Here is a 21,309-nt window from a genome sequence, read left to right on the forward strand (position 1 = left end):
GCTTGCACTCTCCGTTTATTCCAGCAGCGCGGCGGCCACCAGTTTTTTTGTATAGGGATGCTCGGGTTCGTCGAGCACCCGCTCCACCGCCCCGGTTTCGAGGATGGCCCCGTCCTTCATCACGATGACCTGGTGCGCCATCGCGCGGATCACCTCCACGTCGTGCGTGATCAGCAGGTAGCTCAGCCCGCGCTCGCGCTGCAGCCGCTGCAGCAGCGCCAGCACCTGCTTCTGGATGGTCACGTCGAGCGCGCTGGTCGGCTCGTCGAGCACCAGCAATTGCGGATCGACGATCAGCGCCCGCGCAATCGCCAGCCGCTGGCGCTGGCCGCCCGAGAACTCGTGCGGATAGCGGTCGAGCAGCGACGGAAACTGCGCCTCGCTCAGCCCGACGTCGGCCAGCGCCGCGAGCGAGCGCGTCCGGCGCGCCTGCACATCCAGCTGCGGCGCATGCACGCGCAGCCCCTCCCCCACGATCTGCTCGACCGTCATGCGGGGCGACAGCGACGAGAACGGGTCCTGGAACACCACCTGCATCACGCGGCGCAGGCCCAGGTCGGACGCGCGGTCGACCGCCCAGTCCTTGCCCGTGACCTTCAGCGCGCCCTGGTGGCGCAGAAGCCCCAGCGCCGCCAAGGCGAGCGTCGACTTGCCCGACCCCGACTCCCCGACCACGCCCAGCGTCTCGCCCGGCGCGATGCGGAAATCGGCGCCCTGCACCGCCACGAACTCGCCCTTGCGAAACCATCCGCCGATGCCCGGCCTGGGCACCGGATAGATCACCCGCAGCGCCTTCGCTTCGAGAATCGGCGCGCCGCCGCTGGCCGCCACCGGCGCCACGTTGCGCTCCGGATGGCTGTCGATCAGCTTGCGCGTGTAGGGGTGCTGCGGCGACTCGAACACCGTCGCGACCGCGCCGTGCTCGACGATGTGCCCGTTCTCCATGACCGCCACGCGATCGGCGAAACGGCGCACCAGGTTCAGGTCGTGCGTGATCAGCAGCACCGCCATGCCGTGCTTGCGCTGCAGCTCGGCCAGCAGCTCGAGGATCTGCGCGCGCACGGTCACGTCGAGCGCGGTGGTCGGCTCGTCGGCCAGCAGCAGTCGCGGCTTGCAGGCCAGGGCCATGGCGATCATGGCGCGCTGGCGCTGGCCGCCCGAGAGCTGGTGCGGAAACGCCTGCGCGCGCCGCGCCGGCTCCGGAATGCCGGTGTCGGCCAGCAGCTGCACGGCGGCCGCATGCGCGGCGCGGGCCGACAGCCCCTCGTGCAGCTCCAGCACCTCGGCAATCTGGTCGCCCACGGTGTAGAGCGCGTTCAGCGCGGTCATCGGCTCCTGGAAGATCATCGCGATCTCCTTGCCGCGGATGCCGCGCAGCTGCCGCTCCGGCAGCGAAATCAGGTCGCGCACGTCTTGCGCACGCTCGCCGCCGTACAGCTTTGCAACGCCTGCGACATCGGCGTTCTGCACCAGCCGCAGCAGCGACAGCGCGGTCACGGTCTTGCCCGAGCCCGATTCGCCGACCAGCGCCAGCTTTTCGCCAGCGCCGATCTGGAAGTCGATGCCGTGCACCACCTCCTTGTCGCCGAACGCCACGCGCAGGCCCTTCACGTCGATCAGGGGGAGATTCACCGGGGTGCCGCTCATCACTTGTCCGCCTTGCGTGGGTCGAGCGCATCGCGCAGCGCGTCGCCCATGAAGGTCAGCAGCATCAGCGTGACGACCAGCACGCCGAAGGTGGACAGGGAGATCCACCAGGCGTCGATGTTGGCCTTGCCCTGGCTCAGCAATTCGCCTAGCGACGGCGTGCCCGGTGGCACGCCCAGGCCCAGGAAGTCGAGCGAGGTCAGCGCCAGGATGGCCGCGCTCATGCGAAACGGCAGGAAGGTGACGACCGGCACCATGCTGTTAGGCAGGATGTGGCGCCACATGATCTGCAGGTTGCTCACGCCCAGGGCGCGGGCGGCGCGCACGTAGTCCATCTGGCGGTTGCGCAGGAACTCGGCGCGCACGTAGTCGGCTAGGCCCATCCAGCCGAACAGGCTCAGCAGGATGAGCAGCAGCGCCACGCTGGGCGCGAAGATGGCGCTGAAGATGATGAGCAAATACAGCTCGGGCATCGAGCTCCAGATTTCGATGAAGCGCTGGAACGCCAGGTCGATCTTGCCGGCGAAGTAGCCCTGCACCGCCCCCGCCGCCACGCCCAGCACCGTGCCGATGGCCGTGAGCGCCAGGCCGAACAGCACGCTCACGCGAAAGCCGTAGATGAGTTGCGCGAGCAGGTCGCGGCCGCGGTCGTCGGTGCCGAAGAAGTTGTCGCCGGTCGGCGCCGCCGGGCTGGGCGACTTGGCGAAGTAGTTCAGCGTCTTCGGGCCGTAGGGGTTGGGCGCGTAGACAGCCCAGTTGTCGCCCTGCGTGATGCGCTCGCGGATGAACGGGTCGAGGTAGTCGGCCGGCGTCTCGAAGTCGCCGCCGAAGGTCTTCTCGGAGTAGTCGCGCAGCACCGGAAAGTAGGTGTGGCCGTCGTAGCGCAGCACCAGCGGCTTGTCGGTGGACAACACCTCGGCGAACAGGCTCAGCACCACCAGCACGGTGAAGATCACCAGGCTCCAGAAACCGAGCCGGTTGCGCTTGAAGCGCAGCCACGCGCGGCGCCCGGGCGAGATGTGCGCGGCCTTGGCCGCCGGTGCGGCCTGTGCCTCCAGGCCGCCCGCGACGGCGCCGCCGATGACGCCCTCAGTCGAATTTGACACGCGGGTCCACCCATACGTAGCAGAGATCGGAAATCAGCTTGGTCACCAGGCCGATCAGCGTGAAGAGGTAGAGCGTGCCGAGCACCACCGGATAGTCGCGGCGGATCACGCTCTCGTAGCCCAGCAGGCCCAGCCCGTCGAGCGAGAACAGCGTCTCGATCAGCAGCGAGCCGGCGAAGAAGGCGCCGATGAAGGCCGAAGGCAACCCCGTGATGATCGGGATCAGCGCATTGCGGAACACATGCTTCCACAGCACCTGCCGCTCGCCCAGGCCCTTGGCCCGCGCCGTCAGCACGTACTGCTTGCGGATTTCCTCGAGAAAGGCGTTCTTGGTGAGCATTGCCGTCACGGCGAAGCTGCCGAGCACCATCGCGGTGACGGGCAAGGTGATGTGCCAGAGGTAGTCGGCGATGCGCGCGCCCCAGCTCAGTTCGTCCCAGTTGGCCGAGGTGAGCCCGCGCAGCGGAAACCACTGCAGCTGCCCGCCGAACACAACGAGCAGCGCCACGCCAAGCACGAAGCCCGGAATGGCATAGCCGACCAGCACGATCAGCGTGCTGATCAGGTCGAAGCGCGTGCCCGCCCGCACCGCCTTGGCCACGCCCAGCGGCACGGCCACGCCGTAGCTGATGAAGAAAGTCCACAGGCCCAGACTGATGGAGACCGGCAGCTTCTCCAGGATCAGCGTCCACACGTCCTTGTTCTGGAAGAAGCTCTTGCCGAGGTCGAAGCGCGCGAACTGGCCGAGCATCTGCAGCAGGCGCTCGTGCGGCGGCTTGTCGAAGCCGTAGAGCGCCTTGATCTGCTCCAGCCGCTTGGGGTCCACGCCCTGGTTGCCGCGGTAGCTGCCGCCGCCGGACTCGAAACCGCCCCCGCCACCGCCCCGCCCCGCCGTCTTGGCTTCGGCCAGGTACTGCTCCACCGGGCCGCCAGGCACGAACTGGATCACGAGGAACGTCACGAGCATCACGCCGAGCAGCGTCGGAATGAACAGCAGCAGGCGCTTGAGGACATAGGAGAGCACGGCCGGTTTCCTTCTCTTCTATTTCTGTTCTGTTTCTGCCTAGGGGGCAGACTTGCGCGGCGGCTTGGCCCACCACGTGCCCATGACCCAGTCCTCCCCGTTCGAATACGGCGGCATGGGCGACTTGAACGCAAGCCGCCAGTCGTCGTACACGATGCGGTGCGAGGTCAGCGTCCACTGGGGAATCAGGTAGTGGCTGTGCATGATCACGCGGTCCAGCGCACGGCAGGCGGGCATCAGTTCGGCCTTGGTGTCGGCGTCGACGATGTCCTTCAGCAGCGCATCGACCGCGGGCGTGGACACGCCCATGTAGTTGCCCGAACTCTCGGTCTTGGCCGCCTTGCTGCCGAAGATCTCGAGCAGCTGCTGGCCCGGGTTGTTGGTGCCCGGAAAGTTGATGGTCGTGACGTCGAAGTCGAAGCGGTCGAGCCGTTCCTGGTAGAGCGCGAAGTCGACGGTCGCGAAGTTCAGCGTGATGCCCAGCTTCTCGAGGTTGCGCATCCACGGCGACACGGTGCGCACGCCGCCTTCCTTGCTGTCGAGGTACTCCAGCGTCATGGCCTCGCCCTTGGCGTTGCGCAGGGCGCCATCACGGTACTCCCAGCCAGCCTCTTTCAGCAGGTCCCGCGCGCGGCGCAGGTTGCTGCGCAGCGAGCGGCCTTCGCCTTCGGTGACGGGCGGCGTGTACATGGGGCCGAAGCTCGCGTCGGGGATCTTGCCCCGCCAGGGCTCGAGCAGCGCTTTTTCTTCAGTCGACGGCAGGCCCTGGGCCTCGCAGTCGGTGTTGCCGAACAGGTCCTTCACGCGCGGATAGCCGTTGTAGAACATCTGGCGGTTCATCCACTCGTAGTCGAGCGCCAGGCCCAGCGCTTCGCGCACGCGCGCGTCGCTCAGCTTGCCGCGCCGGCTGTTGAGCACGAAGCTCTGGAAACCCGAGGGCTTCTTGTGCGCGAACTCGTGCTTGACGAGCTCGCCGGTGTTGAAGCGCTTGCCGTTCACCCGGCGCGCCCAGTCGCCAGCCGAATAGAAGCTCATCATGTCGAACTCCCCGGCCTTCAGCGCTTCGAGGCGGGCCGTGTTGTCCTTGTAGATCTTGATGGTGATGCGGTCGAAGTTGTGCGTGCCGCGGTTCACCGGCAGGTCGCGGCCCCAATAGTTCGCATCGCGCACGTAGGTGATGTCCTTGCCGAAGCGCACCGGACCGATCTTGTAGGCGCCGCTGCCGATCGGAATGTCCATCACCACCTGGTCGAAGGGCTTGGCCTTGCCGTTCTCCATGCCCCATGCGCGGCTGAAGACCGGCAGGCTGCCCACGATCAAGGGCAGCTCGCGGTTGACGGTCTTGAAGCGAAAGCGGATGGTGCGCGCGTCTAGCACGTCGGCACCGTCCACCTCCTGCAGCAGCGTCTTGTAGCCCGGCGAGGTGAAGGGGCCGATGAGGGTGTCGTAGCTGTGCTTCACGTCGGCCGCCTCGACCGGGCTGCCGTTGTGGAACTTTGCCTCGGGCCGCAGGCGGAAGGTGACGCTGCGGCGGTCGGGAGCCACGGTAACGTCTTCAGCCAGCAGGCCGTAGCCTGAAGCGGTCTCGTCCATGGAGCCGGTCAGCAGCGTGTCGAACAGCAGGCTGTCGAGGTAGGCCGGCGCCGCACCCTTGATCGTGAAGGGGTTGTACTTGTCGAAGGTGGACACGCGCAGGTTGCTCACCAGGCGCAGTTCGCCGCCCTTGGGGGCGGCCGGGTCGACGTAGTCGAAGGCCTGGAAGCCGGGCGCGTACTTGAGGTCGTCCCAGAGCGCATATCCATGCGCGGCCCACGCGGGAACCGCACACACCATCAACCACCAGACCCGGAGAAACCGCATGCGAGAATTCTGCCCAAGATTTTCACGAGGCAACTTCATGGGCTTTCTTTCCGGCAAAAAACTGTTGATCACCGGCGTGTTGAGCAATCGCTCCATTGCTTATGGCATTGCCAAGGCCTGTCATGAACAGGGCGCGGAGCTCGCCTTCAGCTATGTCGGCGAGCGATTCAAGGACCGTATCACCGAATATGCCGCAGACTTCGGCTCCAAGCTGATTTTCGATTGCGACGTGAGCGACGACGCGCAGATCGACAAGCTCTTCGCCGACCTCGCGCAGACCTGGCCCAAGCTCGACGGCTTCGTGCACAGCATCGGCTTCGCGCAGCGCGAGTCGATCTCCGGCGACTTCCTCGAAGGGCTGTCGCGCGAGGGCTTCAAGATCGCGCACGACATCAGCGCCTACAGCTTCCCGGCCATGGCCAAGGCGGCCCTGCCCTACCTGAACGACAAGTCGGCCCTGCTCACGCTGACCTACCTGGGCGCGGAGCGCGCGCTGCCCAACTACAACACCATGGGCCTGGCCAAGGCCTCGCTCGAAGCGTCGGTGCGCTACACCGCCGCGTCGCTGGGCCCGAAGGGCATGCGCGTGAACGGCATCAGCGCCGGCCCGATCAAGACGCTCGCGGCCAGCGGCATCAAGGGCTTCGGCAAGATGCTCGCGGCCGTGGCCGACGCCTCGCCGATCCGCCGCAACGTGACCATCGAAGAGGTCGGCAATGTCGCCGCGTTCCTGCTGAGCGACCTGGCCAGCGGCGTGACGGCGGAAATCACCTACGTCGACGGCGGCTTCAGCAACGTCGTCGGCGGGATGGCCGAGTAACCGCCCACCAGACCCTGCACGCGACCGCCCGCCGGTCGCCCTCAGCTATTTATTTCATAGCATCTTGCTGAACCGACGCTCCCTCCTGCTTGCCGCTTTCGGCGTGATCGCGGCACCCGCCGCATGGGCGCGCGAAGCCGCGCCGTCGCTGATGCTCGCGGACGTCTACCGCCCGGGCATGTCGCTCGCCGACTACTGGGTCAGCGAGAAATACGACGGCGTGCGCGGCTACTGGGACGGCAAACAGCTGTGGACACGCGGCGGTGAGCGGGTCGTGGCCCCGGCGTGGTTCACCACGCCGCTGCCCAGGCAGCCGCTCGACGGCGAGCTGTGGGCGGGGCGCGGGCGCTTCTCGCATGCGGTTTCCACCGTGCGCAGCCAGACCCCGAACGATGCCGCCTGGCACGAGATGCGCTTCATGGTGTTCGACCTGCCCGCGCAGGCCGGCGATTTCACGACACGCCTGGCGGCGTTGCGCAAGCTGCTGCCCATCACCGACGCTCCGTGGGCTGTGGCCGTGCCGCAAGAGCGCGCCACCACGCACGAAGACCTGCAGGCGCTGCTGGACAAGACGGTGAAGATGGGCGGCGAAGGCCTGATGCTCCACCGCGGCAGCTCGAGCTATCGGGCCGAGCGCAACAACGACCTGCTGAAGGTCAAGCCCTACGACGACGCCGAGGCCCGCGTGATCGAGCACGTGCCCGGCAAGGGCAAGCACAGCGCCCGGGTCGGCGCGCTGGTGGTCGAGACGGCCGACGGCAAGCGCTTCAAGCTCGGCACCGGACTCACCGACGCCGAACGCGAGAACCCGCCCGCGATCGGCAGCTGGGTGACCTACCGCTACAACGGCACCACGGCCAAGGGCCTGCCCCGCTTCGCCCGCTTCATGCGGGTGCGCGAGGGCTAGGCCCCCGCTTCTTTTTTCGGTTCGGCTACTTCACTTCCCGGACGCAGTCCGCGTAGTAGCGCTTCTTGCCCGTCTCGTCGACGCGCGCCACGAGGCCGTGGATGTCGGTCTCGAAGCCCGGGCACTGCAGGTTGAACTCGCGCGAGAACCGAAGGTAGTCGACGATCTTCTTGTTGAACACTTCGCCCGGAATCAGCAGCGGAATGCCCGGCGGGTACGGCGTGATCAGGCTGGTGGTGATGCGGCCTTCGAGCTCGTCGATTTCCACGCGCTCGGTCTTGCGGTGCGCGATGTGGGCGAAGGCGTCGCTGGGCTTCATGGCCGGCGTGAGGTCGCTCAGGTACATCTCGGTCGTCAGCCGTGCCACGTCGTAGCGCGCATACAGCTTGTGGATGTGCTGGCACAGGTCGCGCAGGCCGAGCTTCTCGTAGCCCGGGTGCTGCTGGCAGAACTCCGGCAGGATGCGCCACATCGGCTGGTTGCGCGCGTAGTCGTCCTTGAACTGCTGCAGCGCCGTGAGCAGCGTGTTCCAGCGGCCCTTGGTGATGCCGATGGTGAACATGATGAAGAAGCTGTACAGGCCGGTCTTCTCCACGATCACGCCGTGCTCGGCGAGGAACTTGGTCACCACGCTGGCCGGAATGCCGGTCTCGGCGAAGTTGCCCTCGAGGTCGAGGCCCGGCGTGACGATGGTCGACTTGATCGGGTCGAGCATGTTGAAGCCGTCGGCCAGGTCGCCGAAGCCGTGCCAGTTGCGCGGCGACTTCTTGGTCTTGCGCTTGGCATCCTTCTCGCCCTTCATGATCCAGTCTTCGGCGCGGCCGATGCCTTCGTCGACGAGCTTCTCGGGGCCCCACACCTTGAACCACCACTCGTCCTTGCCGAACTCTTCTTCCACCTTGCGCATGGCGCGGCGGAAGTCGAGCGCTTCCAGAATACTTTCTTCCACCAGCGCGGTGCCGCCGGGCGGCTCCATCATGGCGGCGGCCACGTCGCAGCTGGCGATGATCGCGTACTGCGGGCTGGTCGACGAGTGCATCAGGTAGGCCTCGTTGAACAGGTCGCGGTCGAGCGCACGGTTTTGCGAGTCCTGCACCAGCACGTGGCTGGCCTGGCTGATGCCGGCCAGCAGCTTGTGCGTCGACTGGGTGGCGAACACCAGCGAATCCTTGGGGCGCACGCGGCGCTTGCCCATGGCGTGGTAAGCGCCGTAGAACGGATGGAAGGCGGCGTGCGGCAGCCAGGCTTCGTCGAAATGCAGCGTGTCGACGTAGCCGTCGAGCATGTTCTTGATGGTCTCGGTGTTGTAGATCACGCCGTCGTAGGTCGACTGGGTGAGCGTCATCACGCGCGGCTTGACGGTTTCGGGGTCGACGTGCGCGAGCAAGGGGTTGGCCTTGATCTTGGCCTTGATGGCGCTCTGCTCGAACTCGCTCTGCGGAATCGGGCCGATGATGCCGAAGTGGTTGCGCGTGGGCTTCATGAACACCGGAATCGCGCCGGTCATGATGATCGCGTGCAGGATCGACTTGTGGCAGTTGCGGTCGACCACCACCACGTCGTCGGGCGCCACGGTGTGGTGCCACACCATCTTGTTGCTGGTGCTGGTGCCGTTGGTCACGAAGAAGCAATGGTCGGCATTGAAGATGCGCGCCGCATTGCGTTCACTGGCCGCCACCGGGCCGGTGTGGTCGAGCAGCTGGCCCAGCTCTTCCACCGCATTGCAGACGTCGGCGCGCAGCATGTTCTCGCCGAAGAACTGGTGGAACATGCGGCCCACCGGGCTCTTCAGGAACGCCACGCCGCCCGAGTGGCCCGGGCAATGCCAGGAGTACGAACCGTCTTCCGCGTAGTCGATCAGTGCCCTGAAGAAAGGCGGCTGCACGCCTTCGAGATAGCTCTTGGCCTCGCGGATGATGTGGCGCGCCACGAACTCCGGCGTGTCCTCGAACATGTGGATGAAACCATGCAGCTCGCGCAGGATGTCGTTCGGGATGTGGCGCGCGGTCTTGGTCTCGCCGTAGATATAGATGGGCACGTCCGCGTTCTTGCGGCGCACTTCGCCGATGAAGGTGCGCAGGTTCAGCACGGCGGGGTCGAGGTCGGGGCCGACCGTGAATTCCTCGTCGTCGATCGACAGGATGAAGGCGCTGGCGCGGCTTTGCTGCTGCGCGAACTGGCTCAGGTCGCCGTAGCTCGTGACGCCCAGCACCTCGAAGCCCTCGCTTTCGAAGGCCTGCGCGAGCGCGCGAATGCCGAGGCCCGAAGTGTTTTCGGAGCGGAAGTCCTCGTCGATGATGACGATGGGAAAGCGAAATTTCATGAGCGGGGCTCCGGACAGCAGGGAGACAAACAGGCAATGAGACGAGGCGCGAAGTGTACGGAATTCGGATGACGGATCCGGTCGGCTTTTCGCAAGACATTCGGGGGCTGTCAGGCAAGCCCTCGCCCCCGGCGCCAGTACCCCTACGCAGGACAAGCGCTTGGGCTTCATGCATCAGAATGGCGCGCATCGAACAACGAGAAGAGGAGTTGACATGGCGAATTCCACCGTCTGGTGGCTGATTGCGGGAGCCGCCATCGTGGTCGAGCTGCTCTCGGGCACCGTCTACCTGCTGCTGCTCGCCGCCGGCTTCGCGGCCGCCGCCATCGCGGCGCACCTGGGCTTCGGCACGGTCACGCAGTTGATCGTGGCAGCGGTGATCGGCGTGGGGGCCGTGCTGGTCTGGTACTCCATCCAGCGCAAGCGCCCTGCCGCCCCGCCGACGGGCACCAACCGCGACGTGAACCTCGACATCGGCGAGAGCGTGCATGTCGACGCCTGGAACCCCGACGGCACGGCCACCGTGCGCTATCGCGGCGCGCAATGGACGGTGATGCTGCCCGCGGGCCGCATCCCGTCCCCCGGCGAACACCGCGTGGTCGAGGTGATCGGCAGCCGCCTCGTGGTCGACAAGGTTTAGTCAGTCCATAAAACTCAGAAAAGGAAGCGCACCATGGAATTTTCGGTCCCTCTCATCATCCTGGTCATCGCGATCATCTTCATCAGCCAGTCGGTCAAGTTCGTGCCGCAACAGAACGCATGGGTGCGCGAGCGCCTGGGCAAGTACCACGGCACCATGACGCCCGGCCCCAACTTCCTGATCCCGTTCATCGACCGGGTGGCCTACAAGCACAGCCTGAAGGAAATTCCGCTCGACGTGCCCAGCCAGATCTGCATCACGCGCGACAACACGCAGCTGCAGGTGGACGGCATCCTGTACTTCCAGGTGACCGACCCGATGCGCGCGAGCTACGGCTCGTCGAACTACATCGTGGCGGTGACGCAACTGGCCCAGACCTCGCTGCGCAGCGTGATCGGCAAGCTCGAGCTCGACAAGACCTTCGAGGAGCGCGACGTGATCAACGCGCAGGTGGTCGCCGCCATCGACGAGGCCGCGCTGAACTGGGGCGTGAAGGTGCTGCGCTATGAAATCAAGGACCTGACGCCGCCGAAGGAAATCCTGCTGGCCATGCAGGCGCAGATCACGGCCGAACGCGGCAAGCGCGCGCTGATCGCGGCCTCTGAAGGCCGCCGCCAGGAGCAGATCAACATCGCCACCGGCGAGCGCGAAGCCTTCATCGCCCGTTCGGAGGGTGAAAAGCAGGCGCAGATCAACAACGCGCAGGGTGAGGCCGCCGCCATCACCGCGGTGGCCACGGCGACCGCGGACGCCATCGAGCGCGTGGCGGCAGCCATTCGCCAACCGGGCGGCGAACAGGCCGTGCAGCTCAAGGTGGCCGAGCGCGCTGTCGATGCCTACGGCAAGGTCGCGGCCGATTCCAAGACCACGCTGATCGTGCCGAGCAACATGAGCGAGACTGCCGCGCTCATCGCATCCGCGATGCGCATGGTTCAGGCGGGAAAACCGTCGAATCCGAGCTGATCTCACTGCTATACTCATGGACTCAGGAGCGGTGGATGAGCGGTTTAAGTCGCACGCCTGGAAAGCGTGTGAGGGTTAATAGCCCTCCGCGGGTTCGAATCCCGCCTGCTCCGCCAGAGATTGATTGTTCGTAACCGTTCGCGAACATGACGAAAGCACAGGAAGCCCAAGTTGCCACAAGCACTTGGGCTTTTTTGTTGCCTGGCGCCTGGGCCTGCTGTCATCTTGCCGCCCGGTCCAGGCGTTGCTTTGCAGCAACTGGACAACGCATGCCGGACACTTTCGTCTGGCGTACGATCCAAACGTTTTAGTTTCAAGCCCGCAAAAGGAAGCTCGATGGCCGGACAACCGCAAACCATGCAGCGTGGCACGACACCGCTGGACCGCACCCTGCAAAAGAGCGAACAGGTGGCTGCGGACGTGCAACGGGCCTCCGACAACCTGGCTGTCGTCAGCACCGTGCTCGAGCAGGAACTGCCCGAGGAAGTACAGGTCGGCGAGGTGGCCCAGGCCATCGAACACACGAGCCAGCTCGAGCAAAAGCTGGCCAAGTCGGCCGAGAAGTTGGCCGAGGTCAATGCCGCGCTGAGCGAGGAAATCGAGAAACGCCTCGAGGCGACCGCCGAGCGCGACGAGAGCATTGCAGAGGCCGAAGAGCTCAAGGCCCGAATCCGCGCCCAAGGTTCGGATTGACGGTTCGGCGTTGCCACCTCGCTCAGTCCGTATCCTTTCTCCTACGCTGAGACAGCGTCAGGCACGCTACGCTATTGGTTCTCAAAGCGAAACCACGGCATGGCCCTCATCACGTTCCTCGTAGAGGACAACAAGACCATCAGGGACAACCTGGTCCCGGCACTCGAGGACCTCGTCAATGGCCAAGTGGTCGGCTTCGCCGAGACCGAGTCCGACGCGCTCGCCTGGCTCGACACCCACCCGGACGACTGGCAGTTGCTCATAGTCGACCTGTTTCTCAAGGAAGGCTCCGGCCTGGGCGTGCTGGCCGGCTGCAAGACGCGCAAGCCGACCCAGCGCGTGGTGGTGCTGAGCAACTACGTCACAGTCGACATCCGCGCGCGCTGCGCCGCACTCGGCGCGGACGCGGTGTTCGACAAGTCGCGCGACCTCGACGCCTTCATCGAATACTGCAATACCGACCGCCCCTCCGGCCTCGCGCCGCTCTGAACCAGAAGCTGCGCGCAAAGCGCCGGCATTCGCCTGCGCAGCAGGCATGAAAAAAGGGCCCGAAGGCCCTTTTCTCTTTTTGGCTGATGCCGATGATCAGCGAACCACGGCGATCTGCGTGCGCGCGCCACCCTTGTAGGTGTACAGCGTCAGCGCGCCGTTCTTGATGTCGCCCTTTTCGTCGAAGGCGATCGGGCCGGTCACGCCCTTGTATTGCACCTTGCCGACTTCCGGCAGGTACTTTTCGGGGTCGGACGAACCGGCCTTGACCATGGCTTCGGCCAGCACGTTGACCGCGTCGTACACGTACGGTGCATAGATCTGCACGTCCACGCCGTTCTTGGTCTTGAACTTGGCCTTGAAGTCTTCCAGCGGTTGCTTGAAGTCGCCGTCCACGCCGCCGGCTTCAGCGCACACCACCATGTCTTCGCCGATGGCATCGCCAGCGAGCTTCGGCAGTTCGCCGGTGCACAGGCCGTCGCCGCCCATGAACTTGACGTTCAGGCCGAGTTGCTTGACCTGCTTGAGCATCGGGCCGCCGACAGCGTCCATGCCGCCGAAGAACAGCACGTCGGGCTTGGAAGCCTTCAGCTTGGTCAGGATGGCGTTGAAGTCGGTCGACTTGTCGGTGGTGAACTCGTGGCCCACGATGGTGGCGCCGGCGGCCTTGGCCGACTTCTCGAACTCTTCGGCAACGCCCTGGCCGTAAGCGGTGCGGTCGTCGATCACGGCAATGTTCTTGCCCTTGAGCGTTTCGACTGCGTACTTGCCCAGCGTGCCGCCGAGTTGCGTGTCGTCAGCCACCACGCGGAACGTGGTCTTGAAGCCTTGGCGCGTGTATTTGGGGTTCGTGGCCGAAGGCGAGATCTGCGGAATGCCAGCGTCGCTGTACAGCTTGGAAGCGGGAATGGTGGTGCCCGAGTTCAGGTGGCCGACCACGCCGTTGACCTTCTCGTCGACCAGCTTCTGGGCGACGGCGGTGCCTTGCTTCGGATCGCCGGCGTCGTCTTCTGCAACCAGTTCGAACTTGGCGGTCTTGTCACCGATCTTCAGGCCCTTGGCGTTCAGGTCTTCGATGGCCATCTTGGCGCCCATTTCGTTGTCCTTGCCGAGGTGGGCAATGGGACCGCTGGTGGGTGCGACGTGGCCGATCTTGACGACCAGGGTTTCTCCGGCAGGTGCGGGTGCGGGTGCAGCCGGGGCCGCAGCCGTTGGCGCGGGCGCTGCAGCGGGCGCAGCGGCTTCTTCCTTCTTGCCGCAAGCCACGAGCGTGAGTGCAGCCAGTGCGACCGCAGTCCATTTCAATTGCATGAGAACCTCCAGAACTTGGATAAAGAATAAAAAACCGGTCGTGTGATCCGGGCGCGCAGACCTCGCAAGTTTCGCGCCGCAGACCAGCGGCACCCTCACGCCCTTCCGACCTGCGGCGCAGTTTAGCCGAGGATTTAGGCGCCGGAAGCTGGCGTAGACCCTGTGTTTTCCGAGAGTTCGGCGGCCATTGCCTCGATCACCAAAGCACGCAAAACGGCTTCGATTTCATGGCGCAAACGCGGCACCATTGCATCGAGTTGATGCTGAACGGCAGCTGACACCGTGTCGCTCAAACGCTCTTCCAGCGACAGGTCCACGCGCTGCAGAACGCGGTGCAGAAGCTGCTCTTCGAGGCTGACGATTTCGGCCTGCGACAGCTGCGCGGCCGGGGGCAATGCCATGGCATTCGCCGGGTCGGCGGGGCCGGGTTGAGACACCTGCTCGACCGGCGGTTCAGGGCTTGCGGGCTCCGCCGGAATTTCCAGCACCGTGGTCAGCGTGGGAACGAACCGGGGCGGTGTGCGCAGCGTGCTGGCCATGTCAGGAACTCTTTGCGAAGTCGTGCGGCTGGATGGTGTAGCCGCGGTCGGCGTAGTGGCGCCACCGCGAGCGGCCGACCTGCCGGTCGTTGGTCTCGTCGCTCACGATGTCGATCATGCGTTCGTAGCGCTCGAAGCCCGCCGGCACTTCGAGCCCGAGATTCACCAGCATCTCGCGGTGGGGCAACGATGCCGCGTCGGCGCCTTCCACGGACAGCACGACGGGCGAGCGCGCGACCACGTGCGCCGGCGCGTCGCTGCGGCAGTGCGCCACGAAATCGACCGGCGACAGTTGCCACAGCGCGGCGTCCACCGCCTCGAGCGCTTGCGCGTCGCCCACCACCACCACGCGCAGGCCGCGCGCGTTCACGGCCTTGCGAACCAGCCGGCAGGCGTAGTTCAGCTTGTCGGGCGCGTTGTAGTGAAAGCCGATTTCAGTCACTTCGCGGACCGGGCCTTCGGCGTCGAGTTCTTCGGGGCTTTGCCAGTCTTCACGTCGGCGCCTGCCTTGGCGGACTTGGCCGACTTGGCTTTCGGCGATGCCTCAGCGCTGGCCGCAACGGCCGAGACAGCCACACTGGCCGCGCGGGTCGTCAGATACGACACCAGCAGGCCCACCGGCCGGCCAGTCGAGCCCTTGGCTGCCCCGCTCTTCCAGGCGGTGCCTGCGATGTCCAGGTGAGCCCAGGCGAAATCGGCGGCGAAGCGCTGCAGGAACTTGGCCGCGGTGATCGCGCCACCGGCGCGCCCGGCGATGTTGGCCACGTCGGCGAAGTTGCTCTTCAGGCCTTCGGCGTACTCGTCGTCCAGCGGCAGGCGCCACACGCGGTCCTGCGCGGTTTCGCCGGCCGCTTCCAGGGCGCCGGCCAGCGCTTCATCGCTGGAGAACAAGCCGCTGCGCACGCCGCCGAGCGCCACCACGCAGGCGCCCGTGAGCGTGGCAATGTCGATCACGGCCGCGGGCTCGAAGCGCTTGGCATAGGTCAGGGCGTCGCACAGCACCAGCCGGCCTTCGGCGTCGGTGTTGAGCACTTCGATGGTCTGGCCGCTCATGCTGGTGACCACGTCGCCCGGCTTCACCGAACGCCCGTCGTTCATGTTCTCGCACGACGGAATGAGGCCGACCACGTTGATGGCCGGCTGGATGTCGCCGAGCGCACGGAAGGTGCCCAGCACGCTGGCCGCGCCGCACATGTCGAACTTCATTTCGTCCATTTCGGCGGCCGGCTTGAGCGAAACGCCGCCGGTGTCGAAGGTGATGCCCTTGCCGACCAGCACCACGGGCGCCTGGTCCTTCGGTGCGCCCTGGTAGCGCAGCACGATGAAACGCAGCGGTTCGGCCGAGCCTTGGGCCACCGCGGCGAACGAGCCCATGCCGAGCTTCTCGACTTCCTTCGGGCCCAGCACCTCGCACTTGATGTTCGCCAGCTTGGCCAGGCCCTTGGCGGCCTCGCCGAGCAGCGTGGGCGTCGCGTGGTTGGCGGGCCGGTTGCCCCATTCCTTGGCGAACTCGATGCCGTTGACGGTGGCACGCGCGTCGTTGAAGGCGCTGGTCACGCTGGCGGCATCGGCCACGCCCAGCGTTACGTTGCGGATGCTGCGCGGCTCGGCCTTCGACTTGGTGCTGGTGTAGACATAGCTGGCATCGGCCACCGCGGTGACGGCGCAGGCCACGGCGGCGGCATCGGCCGACTGGGCGAACACCACGGCCACGCGCTTTGGCGCGTGGGCCTTGGCGGCGGCGACTGCGGCAGCCACGCCGGTGCGCACCGCGGCGGGCTTGCCGTCGCCGATGGCGGCGAACACCACGCGGGACGCCACGACGTCTTCGGGACGGTACAAGGACAGCAGCTTGCCGGCCTTGTCGGGCAGGTCGCCGGCCTTGCGGGCACTGGCGGCCAGCACCGAGAGCGGGTCCTTGGCGGTGAGGGGGGCGCTGCCGACGAGCACGATCAGGACATCGGATTTCTCGGCTGCAGCCTGGGCGACGGTGAGGGTCTTGAGTTGAAAGTCCATAATCCTTTTTTTCCTCGAACGATGTTATTCCATTCTTCCTTACGCAAGGAGCTGTCCCGCAGCTTCGGAGCAACCCTCGTGGTCCTGGTCACCATCGTGATGACCATGATGCTCATCCGTACCCTCGGGCTTGCCTCCAAGGGCAGTGTGAACCCGCAGGAGGTGTTCCTGGTCATGGCCTACACGGTGCTCGGCTACATGCCGACCATCCTGAGCCTGAGCCTGTTCGTCGCCATCGTCGGCACGCTCTCGCGCATGTACCGCGACAGCGAAATGGTGATCTGGTTTTCCAGCGGCCGCGGGCTCATGGACTTCATCAAGCCCACCTTCCGCTTCGCCTGGCCGGTGCTGATCCTTGTCGCGGTGATGGCGCTGGTGGGCTGGCCCTGGGCCAACTCGCAGACCATCGGCATGCGCCAGCAGTACGAGCAGCGCAGCGACATCGAGCGCGTGGCGCCCGGCGAGTTCCGTGAATCGGCCGGCCGCGTGCGGGTGTTCTTCATCGACAAGGACACGCCGGACAACTCCAAGGCCACCAACGTCTTCATCTGGTCCATCGAGCGCAACCTGCAGATCACCACTTCGGCGCGCAGCGGCAGCATCGAGAACATCGGCAACTCCCGCTACCTGCTGCTCAACAACGGCCAGCGGCTGGAGCAGCCACTGGCCAACACCGGCCTGAAGATCAGCGAATTCAAGACCTACGGCACCCGTGCCGGCGGCAGCGACGCCGCGGTGAACAGCGCCACGCCGCCGCGCGCGCGCACCACCGTGTCGCTGCTGGCCGACCCGAGCAGCCCGAGCCGCGGCGAACTGGCCTGGCGCATCGGCATGCTGCTGACCGCCATCAATTTCGTGCTGCTCGCGCTGAACGTTTCCAGCGCCAACCCGCGCGTTGGGCGCAGCGGCAACCTGTTGCTGGCGCTGTTCGCCTTCGTCGTCTACTACAACATGCTGAACATCGGGCAGAGCTGGATCAGCTCGGGCCGCTTCAGCATGGCCGGCTTCATGGTGACGCTGCACGGCGGCGTGCTGCTGCTCAACCTGGTGTGGCTGAGCGCGCGCCAGAACAACTGGGGCCGCCGCACCCGGCGCAGTCGCGCCGCCGCGGTGCCCACACCCCACATCGAACCCACCACGTGAAAACGATAAGACGCCTGATCTACGCGGAGGTGCTGAAGTCCGTCGCGTTCGTGACGCTCGGCTTCCTGAGCCTCTTCTTCTTCTTCGACTTCGTCGACGAGCTGCAGTCCATCGGCAAGCCCGACAGCCTCAACTACGGCCCCGTGCAGGCGCTGATCTACGTGCTGCTGCTGGTGCCCAGCCACCTGTACGAGCTGCTGCCGATCACCGTGCTCATCGGCGCCATCTTCGTGATGGCGCGGCTGGCGCAAAGCTCGGAATACACCATTCTTCGCACCAGCGGCCTGGGCCCGTGGCGCGCGCTGCGCACCCTGCTGCTGCTGGGCTTGGGCTTCGTCGTGCTGACCTTCGCCATCGGCGACTACGTGGCCCCGGCCTCGGAGCGCACCGGCCAGCTGCTCAAGGCCAAGTACCAGGGCGTGTATTCGCTGGCCGGCAACACCGGCGCCTGGCTGAAGGAAAAGCGCGGCAACGTGTCCTTCGCCGTGAACGTGCTGTCCATCGACCGCAAGGGCGCGCTGAAGAACCCCCGCATCATCGAGTTCGACGACAACGGCTACATCAGCACCCAGCTCACCGCGGGCTCGGCCGTCATCGGCAACGACGGCCACTGGATCCTGAGCGACGTCGAGCAGCAGAAGTACGACACGCGCAGCTCGTCCGAGCAGGCCCACATCGTCACCAGCCGAATTCCGCAGCTGAACTGGCCGACCTCGCTGACCGGCGAGATGGTGTCCGTGGCGTTGCTGCGCCCGGACCGCATGAGCACGATCGACCTGTTCGACTACATCCGCCACCTGGACGCCAACGGCCAGACCGCGCAACGCTACGAGATCGAGTTCTGGCGCAAGGTGTTCTACCCGCTCTCGTGCCTGGTGATGGTGGTGCTCGCCCTGCCCTTCGCCTACCTGCACTTCCGCCAGGCCGGCATCACGACGTACGTGTTCGGCGGCGTGATGATCGGCATCAGCTTCTTCCTGCTGAACAACGTGTTCGGCTACCTGGGCAACCTGAGCAACTGGTCGCCATGGCTCACGGCGGCGGCGCCGGGGCTCATCTATTCGGTGATGTCGCTCACGGCCTTCAGCTGGCTGGTGTTGCGACGATGACGACCCCCTCGGCCAAGCAGGCGCGCGGCATCGTGTTGCTCGCGCACGGCTCGCGCGACGAGCGCTGGCGCGAGCCCATCGAAGCCGTCGCGGCCCGCGCCACTGCGCGCGCGCCCGATGCGCTCGTGGTCTGCGCCTACATGGAGCTGGCGGCCCCCGACCTGGCGACCGCAACGGCGGCGCTGATCACCGCCGGCGCTCGCGCGGTGCGCGTGGTTCCGCTCTTCCTCGGCATGGGCAAGCACGCCCGCGAAGACCTGCCGCACCAACTTGAAGCGCTGCGCCAGCGCTGGCCCCACATCGACATTTCGCTCGCCGGCATCGTGGGCGAAGAGCCCGAACTGGTCGACCTGCTGGCCAAAATTGCCATCAAATCCTGAAATGCGGCAATTACGATAGATTCCGAAGGCATAATGAATTCCGCAATAAGACGGAATTTGATATGAATCTGCATCAGTTCAAGTTTGTTCAGGAAGCCGTGCGGCGCAACCTGAACCTCACCGAGGCGGCCAAGGCCCTCCACACCTCGCAACCCGGGGTGTCCAAGGCCATCATCGAGCTCGAGGAAGAACTGGGCGTCGAGATCTTCGCGCGCCACGGTAAGCGCCTGAAACGCGTGACCGAGCCCGGCCAGCACGTCATTGCGAGCATCGAGCTGATCATGCGCGAGGTGGGCAACCTGAAGCGCATCGGCGAGCAGTTCAGCGCGCAGGACAGCGGCACCCTCTCCATCGCCACCACCCACACCCAGGCGCGCTACGTGCTGCCGGTGCCCGTGGCCAACCTGCGCGAGGCCTACCCCAAGGTCAACGTGAGCCTGCACCAGGGCTCGCCCGACCAGGTGGCACGCATGGTGATCGATGAAATCGCCGAGATCGGCATCGCCACCGAGTCGCTGGACGGCTACGCCGAGCTCGTGACGCTGCCCTGCTACGAGTGGCAGCACGTGCTGGTGCTGCCCAAGGACCATCCGCTGGCCGCCAAGGAGCGCATTTCGCTCGAGGACCTGGCGCTGGAACCCATCATCACGTACCACCCCTCGTTCACCGGCCGCACGCGCATCGACCATGCGTTCGCGCAGAAAAAGCTCACGCCGCGCATCGCGCTCGAAGCCATCGACTCCGACGTGATCAAGACCTACGTGCGCCTCGGCCTGGGCGTGGGCATCGTGGCCGAAATGGCGGTGCGCGACGAGTCGAATGCCGACCTCGTGGTGCGCCCCATGGGCCATGTGTTCGGCCAGAATATCGCGCGGGTCGCGTTCAAGCGCAGCGCCTATCTGCGCAACTTCGTCTTCAAGTTCGCGGAGCTGCTGTCCGACCGCCTCGACCGCAACCTGATCGCCAAGGCCTTGAGCGGCCACCAACAAGACTACGAACTGTAAGCAGGATCACCCCCAGTCTTCGCGCACTTCGTGTCGATCCGCCAACCCCCTTCCGGGGGCAACACCAGCGGCCCGGCAAAGCCGGTTCCGCGGTGTTCCTGGAAGGGAGACGAGAGGTGGGTTGCGCGCGGCGCAACAAGCAAAATCACGAACATCATGAGCACGTCACCACGCACGCCCGACGTCGGCACCAAGCTGCCCTCCGTCGGCACCACCATCTTCACGGTCATGTCGACCCTGGCCGCCGAGAAGAACGCGGTCAACCTGGGCCAGGGCTTTCCGGATTTCAACTGCGATCCGAAGCTGCTCGAAGACGTGACGGCCGCCATGGCCGCGGGCCACAACCAGTACCCGCCGATGCCGGGCATTCCGGCGCTGCGCGACGCCATCGCCGCAAAGATCTTGGCGCTGTATGGCCACACGTACAGCGCCGCCAGCGAAATCACCGTCACCGCCGGCGCCACGCAGGCCATCATCACGGCCATCCTCGCGGTGGTGCGCCCGGGTGACGAGGTGATCGTGCTGGAGCCCTGCTACGACAGCTACGTGCCCAACATCGAGCTGGCCGGTGGCAGCGTGGTGCGCGTGCCGCTCGTGCCCGGCACCTTCCGCCCCGACTTCGACAAGATCGCCGCCGCGCTCACGCCGCGCACGCGCGCCATCATCATCAACACGCCGCACAACCCGAGCGCCACGGTCTGGACCGAGGCCGAGATGCGCAAGCTCGAAGAGCTGCTGGCGCCCACCGACGTGTTCGTGATCAGCGACGAGGTGTACGAGCACATGGTGTTCGACAGCGCCCGCCACGAAAGCGTGGCGCGCTTCGCGGGCCTGGCCGCGCGCAGCTTCATCGTGAGCAGCTTCGGCAAGACCTACCACGTCACCGGCTGGAAGGTCGGCTTCGTGGCGGCGCCGGCACCGCTGATGGCCGAATTCCGCAAGGTGCACCAGTTCAACGTGTTCACCGTGAACACGCCCATGCAGCATGCCCTGGCGCGCTACATGGCCGAGCCCAAGCCCTACCTGGAGCTGCCGGCTTTCTACCAGCGCAAGCGCGACCTGTTCGCCGCCGGCCTGGCCGAGAAGACGCGCTTCAAGCTGCTGCGCAGCGAGGGCAGCTACTTCCAGTGCGTCGACATCTCGGCGGTGAGCGACCTGTCGGAAGCCGACTTCTGCCTCTGGCTCACGAGCGAGATCGGCGTGGCCGCCATCCCGCTGTCGGCGTTCTACGGCAACGGTTTCGACCAGCGCGTGGTGCGGTTCTGCTTCGCCAAGAAGGACGAGACCTTGCTCGCGGCGTTGGAGCGGCTGGCGCGGCTCTGACGCGCCACGGGT

At 65.9% G+C, this 21,309-nt stretch carries 20 protein-coding genes and 1 tRNA gene; 12 read left to right on the forward strand and 9 right to left on the reverse strand.

Annotation, left to right across the window (positions count from 1 at the left end; genetic code table 11):
• Positions 1 to 15 precede the first annotated feature (15 nt).
• The 4 genes from AB6807_RS06455 to AB6807_RS06470 all read right to left on the reverse strand — a co-directional run bounded on the left by AB6807_RS06455 (position 16) and on the right by AB6807_RS06470 (position 5,637).
• Entirely contained in the window at positions 16 to 1,647 is a 1,632-nt protein-coding gene (locus AB6807_RS06455) for an ABC transporter ATP-binding protein (RefSeq protein ID WP_371083940.1), read from the reverse strand.
• Positions 1,647 to 2,666, reverse strand: coding sequence for an ABC transporter permease (locus tag AB6807_RS06460; protein WP_371084159.1), 1,020 nt, complete (start codon positions 2,664 to 2,666; stop codon positions 1,647 to 1,649). The genes AB6807_RS06455 and AB6807_RS06460 overlap by 1 nt, the downstream gene beginning before the upstream one ends.
• 70 nt (positions 2,667 to 2,736) lie before the next feature.
• The gene (locus AB6807_RS06465) at positions 2,737 to 3,777 is read right to left on the reverse strand and encodes a microcin C ABC transporter permease YejB (protein ID WP_371083941.1); all 1,041 of its coding nucleotides are present in this window, start codon (positions 3,775 to 3,777) and stop codon (positions 2,737 to 2,739) included.
• 39 nt (positions 3,778 to 3,816) lie between these two features.
• Complete coding sequence (locus AB6807_RS06470; protein WP_371083942.1) at positions 3,817 to 5,637, reverse strand: extracellular solute-binding protein; 1,821 nt, start codon at positions 5,635 to 5,637, stop codon at positions 3,817 to 3,819.
• Positions 5,638 to 5,674: 37 nt separating this feature from the next.
• On the opposite strand from AB6807_RS06470, the gene fabI reads away from it, so the two are divergent.
• Both fabI and AB6807_RS06480 read left to right on the forward strand, forming a co-directional pair.
• Complete coding sequence (gene fabI / locus AB6807_RS06475; protein ID WP_116907586.1) at positions 5,675 to 6,457, forward strand: enoyl-ACP reductase FabI; 783 nt, start codon at positions 5,675 to 5,677, stop codon at positions 6,455 to 6,457.
• 64 nt (positions 6,458 to 6,521) lie between these two features.
• Complete coding sequence (locus AB6807_RS06480) at positions 6,522 to 7,364, forward strand: DNA ligase (protein WP_116907585.1); 843 nt, start codon at positions 6,522 to 6,524, stop codon at positions 7,362 to 7,364.
• A 25-nt stretch (positions 7,365 to 7,389) separates the two neighbouring features.
• Here the strand turns inward: AB6807_RS06480 and AB6807_RS06485 are convergent, their stop codons facing one another.
• A complete protein-coding gene (locus tag AB6807_RS06485) occupies positions 7,390 to 9,687 on the reverse strand; it encodes an arginine/lysine/ornithine decarboxylase (protein WP_116907584.1) in 2,298 nt (765 codons plus the stop codon).
• Positions 9,688 to 9,901: 214 nt separating this feature from the next.
• Between AB6807_RS06485 and AB6807_RS06490 the strand changes: the two genes are divergently transcribed.
• The 5 genes from AB6807_RS06490 (at position 9,902) to AB6807_RS06510 (ending at position 12,472) form a co-directional block, all read left to right on the forward strand.
• Positions 9,902 to 10,327, forward strand: coding sequence for an NfeD family protein (locus AB6807_RS06490; protein WP_371083943.1), 426 nt, complete (start codon positions 9,902 to 9,904; stop codon positions 10,325 to 10,327).
• Between the two features lie 33 nt (positions 10,328 to 10,360).
• On the forward strand, positions 10,361 to 11,290 hold the full coding sequence (locus AB6807_RS06495; protein ID WP_116907582.1) for an SPFH domain-containing protein: 930 nt from the start codon (positions 10,361 to 10,363) through the stop codon (positions 11,288 to 11,290).
• Between the two features lie 25 nt (positions 11,291 to 11,315).
• Positions 11,316 to 11,406, forward strand: a tRNA-Ser gene (locus tag AB6807_RS06500).
• Positions 11,407 to 11,626: 220 nt separating this feature from the next.
• Positions 11,627 to 11,983, forward strand: a complete 357-nt coding sequence (locus AB6807_RS06505) for a hypothetical protein (RefSeq protein WP_116907581.1) — start codon at positions 11,627 to 11,629, stop codon at positions 11,981 to 11,983.
• Positions 11,984 to 12,082: 99 nt separating this feature from the next.
• Complete coding sequence (locus AB6807_RS06510; RefSeq protein ID WP_116907580.1) at positions 12,083 to 12,472, forward strand: response regulator; 390 nt, start codon at positions 12,083 to 12,085, stop codon at positions 12,470 to 12,472.
• Between the two features lie 96 nt (positions 12,473 to 12,568).
• Here the strand turns inward: AB6807_RS06510 and AB6807_RS06515 are convergent, their stop codons facing one another.
• The 4 genes from AB6807_RS06515 to AB6807_RS06530 form a co-directional block, all read right to left on the reverse strand.
• A complete protein-coding gene (locus AB6807_RS06515) occupies positions 12,569 to 13,783 on the reverse strand; it encodes a branched-chain amino acid ABC transporter substrate-binding protein (protein WP_116907579.1) in 1,215 nt (404 codons plus the stop codon).
• Between the two features lie 134 nt (positions 13,784 to 13,917).
• Positions 13,918 to 14,322, reverse strand: coding sequence for a hypothetical protein (locus tag AB6807_RS06520; RefSeq protein WP_116907578.1), 405 nt, complete (start codon positions 14,320 to 14,322; stop codon positions 13,918 to 13,920).
• A gap of 1 nt (position 14,323) precedes the next feature.
• The gene (locus AB6807_RS06525) at positions 14,324 to 14,764 is read right to left on the reverse strand and encodes a DNA polymerase III subunit chi (protein WP_371083944.1); all 441 of its coding nucleotides are present in this window, start codon (positions 14,762 to 14,764) and stop codon (positions 14,324 to 14,326) included.
• Entirely contained in the window at positions 14,761 to 16,338 is a 1,578-nt protein-coding gene (locus AB6807_RS06530; RefSeq protein ID WP_371083945.1) for a leucyl aminopeptidase, read from the reverse strand. Before AB6807_RS06530 ends, AB6807_RS06525 begins: the two co-directional genes overlap by 4 nt.
• 21 nt (positions 16,339 to 16,359) lie before the next feature.
• Here AB6807_RS06530 and lptF point away from each other — a divergent pair, with 21 nt between their 5' ends.
• The 5 genes from lptF (at position 16,360) to AB6807_RS06555 (ending at position 21,297) form a co-directional block, all read left to right on the forward strand.
• Positions 16,360 to 17,481 (forward strand): LPS export ABC transporter permease LptF, encoded by a 1,122-nt coding sequence (gene lptF / locus AB6807_RS06535; protein ID WP_116907576.1) that lies wholly within the window; start codon positions 16,360 to 16,362, stop codon positions 17,479 to 17,481.
• Entirely contained in the window at positions 17,478 to 18,590 is a 1,113-nt protein-coding gene (gene lptG / locus AB6807_RS06540; RefSeq protein ID WP_371083946.1) for an LPS export ABC transporter permease LptG, read from the forward strand. Before lptF ends, lptG begins: the two co-directional genes overlap by 4 nt.
• Positions 18,587 to 18,970: a sirohydrochlorin chelatase gene (locus AB6807_RS06545; protein WP_371083947.1), complete on the forward strand. Its 384-nt coding sequence runs from the start codon at positions 18,587 to 18,589 to the stop codon at positions 18,968 to 18,970. Before lptG ends, AB6807_RS06545 begins: the two co-directional genes overlap by 4 nt.
• A gap of 62 nt (positions 18,971 to 19,032) precedes the next feature.
• A complete protein-coding gene (locus tag AB6807_RS06550; protein ID WP_013541245.1) occupies positions 19,033 to 19,974 on the forward strand; it encodes a CysB family HTH-type transcriptional regulator in 942 nt (313 codons plus the stop codon).
• 156 nt (positions 19,975 to 20,130) lie between these two features.
• The gene (locus tag AB6807_RS06555; protein WP_371083948.1) at positions 20,131 to 21,297 is read left to right on the forward strand and encodes a pyridoxal phosphate-dependent aminotransferase; all 1,167 of its coding nucleotides are present in this window, start codon (positions 20,131 to 20,133) and stop codon (positions 21,295 to 21,297) included.
• Positions 21,298 to 21,309 lie beyond the last annotated feature (12 nt).

It is taken from the genome of Variovorax sp. RCC_210, from assembly GCF_041355175.1.
In the GTDB taxonomy this organism is placed as follows: Bacteria; Pseudomonadota; Gammaproteobacteria; order Burkholderiales; family Burkholderiaceae_C; genus Variovorax.

Bases quoted from the DNA above. Each gene is read 5' to 3' on its own strand.
- AB6807_RS06515 (WP_116907579.1), bottom strand. From the start codon at position 13,783: ATGCAATTGAAATGGACTGCGGTCGCACTGGCTGCACTCACGCTCGTG.
- fabI (WP_116907586.1), top strand. From the start codon at position 5,675: ATGGGCTTTCTTTCCGGCAAAAAACTGTTGATCACCGGCGTGTTGAGC.
- AB6807_RS06510 (WP_116907580.1), top strand. From the start codon at position 12,083: ATGGCCCTCATCACGTTCCTCGTAGAGGACAACAAGACCATCAGGGAC.
- AB6807_RS06495 (WP_116907582.1), top strand. From the start codon at position 10,361: ATGGAATTTTCGGTCCCTCTCATCATCCTGGTCATCGCGATCATCTTC.
- lptF (WP_116907576.1), top strand. From the start codon at position 16,360: ATGTTATTCCATTCTTCCTTACGCAAGGAGCTGTCCCGCAGCTTCGGA.
- AB6807_RS06455 (WP_371083940.1), bottom strand. From the start codon at position 1,647: ATGAGCGGCACCCCGGTGAATCTCCCCCTGATCGACGTGAAGGGCCTG.
- AB6807_RS06555 (WP_371083948.1), top strand. From the start codon at position 20,131: ATGAGCACGTCACCACGCACGCCCGACGTCGGCACCAAGCTGCCCTCC.
- AB6807_RS06490 (WP_371083943.1), top strand. From the start codon at position 9,902: ATGGCGAATTCCACCGTCTGGTGGCTGATTGCGGGAGCCGCCATCGTG.
- AB6807_RS06505 (WP_116907581.1), top strand. From the start codon at position 11,627: ATGGCCGGACAACCGCAAACCATGCAGCGTGGCACGACACCGCTGGAC.
- AB6807_RS06550 (WP_013541245.1), top strand. From the start codon at position 19,033: ATGAATCTGCATCAGTTCAAGTTTGTTCAGGAAGCCGTGCGGCGCAAC.
- AB6807_RS06545 (WP_371083947.1), top strand. From the start codon at position 18,587: ATGACGACCCCCTCGGCCAAGCAGGCGCGCGGCATCGTGTTGCTCGCG.
- AB6807_RS06530 (WP_371083945.1), bottom strand. From the start codon at position 16,338: ATGGACTTTCAACTCAAGACCCTCACCGTCGCCCAGGCTGCAGCCGAG.
- AB6807_RS06520 (WP_116907578.1), bottom strand. From the start codon at position 14,322: ATGGCCAGCACGCTGCGCACACCGCCCCGGTTCGTTCCCACGCTGACC.
- AB6807_RS06485 (WP_116907584.1), bottom strand. From the start codon at position 9,687: ATGAAATTTCGCTTTCCCATCGTCATCATCGACGAGGACTTCCGCTCC.
- AB6807_RS06470 (WP_371083942.1), bottom strand. From the start codon at position 5,637: ATGCGGTTTCTCCGGGTCTGGTGGTTGATGGTGTGTGCGGTTCCCGCG.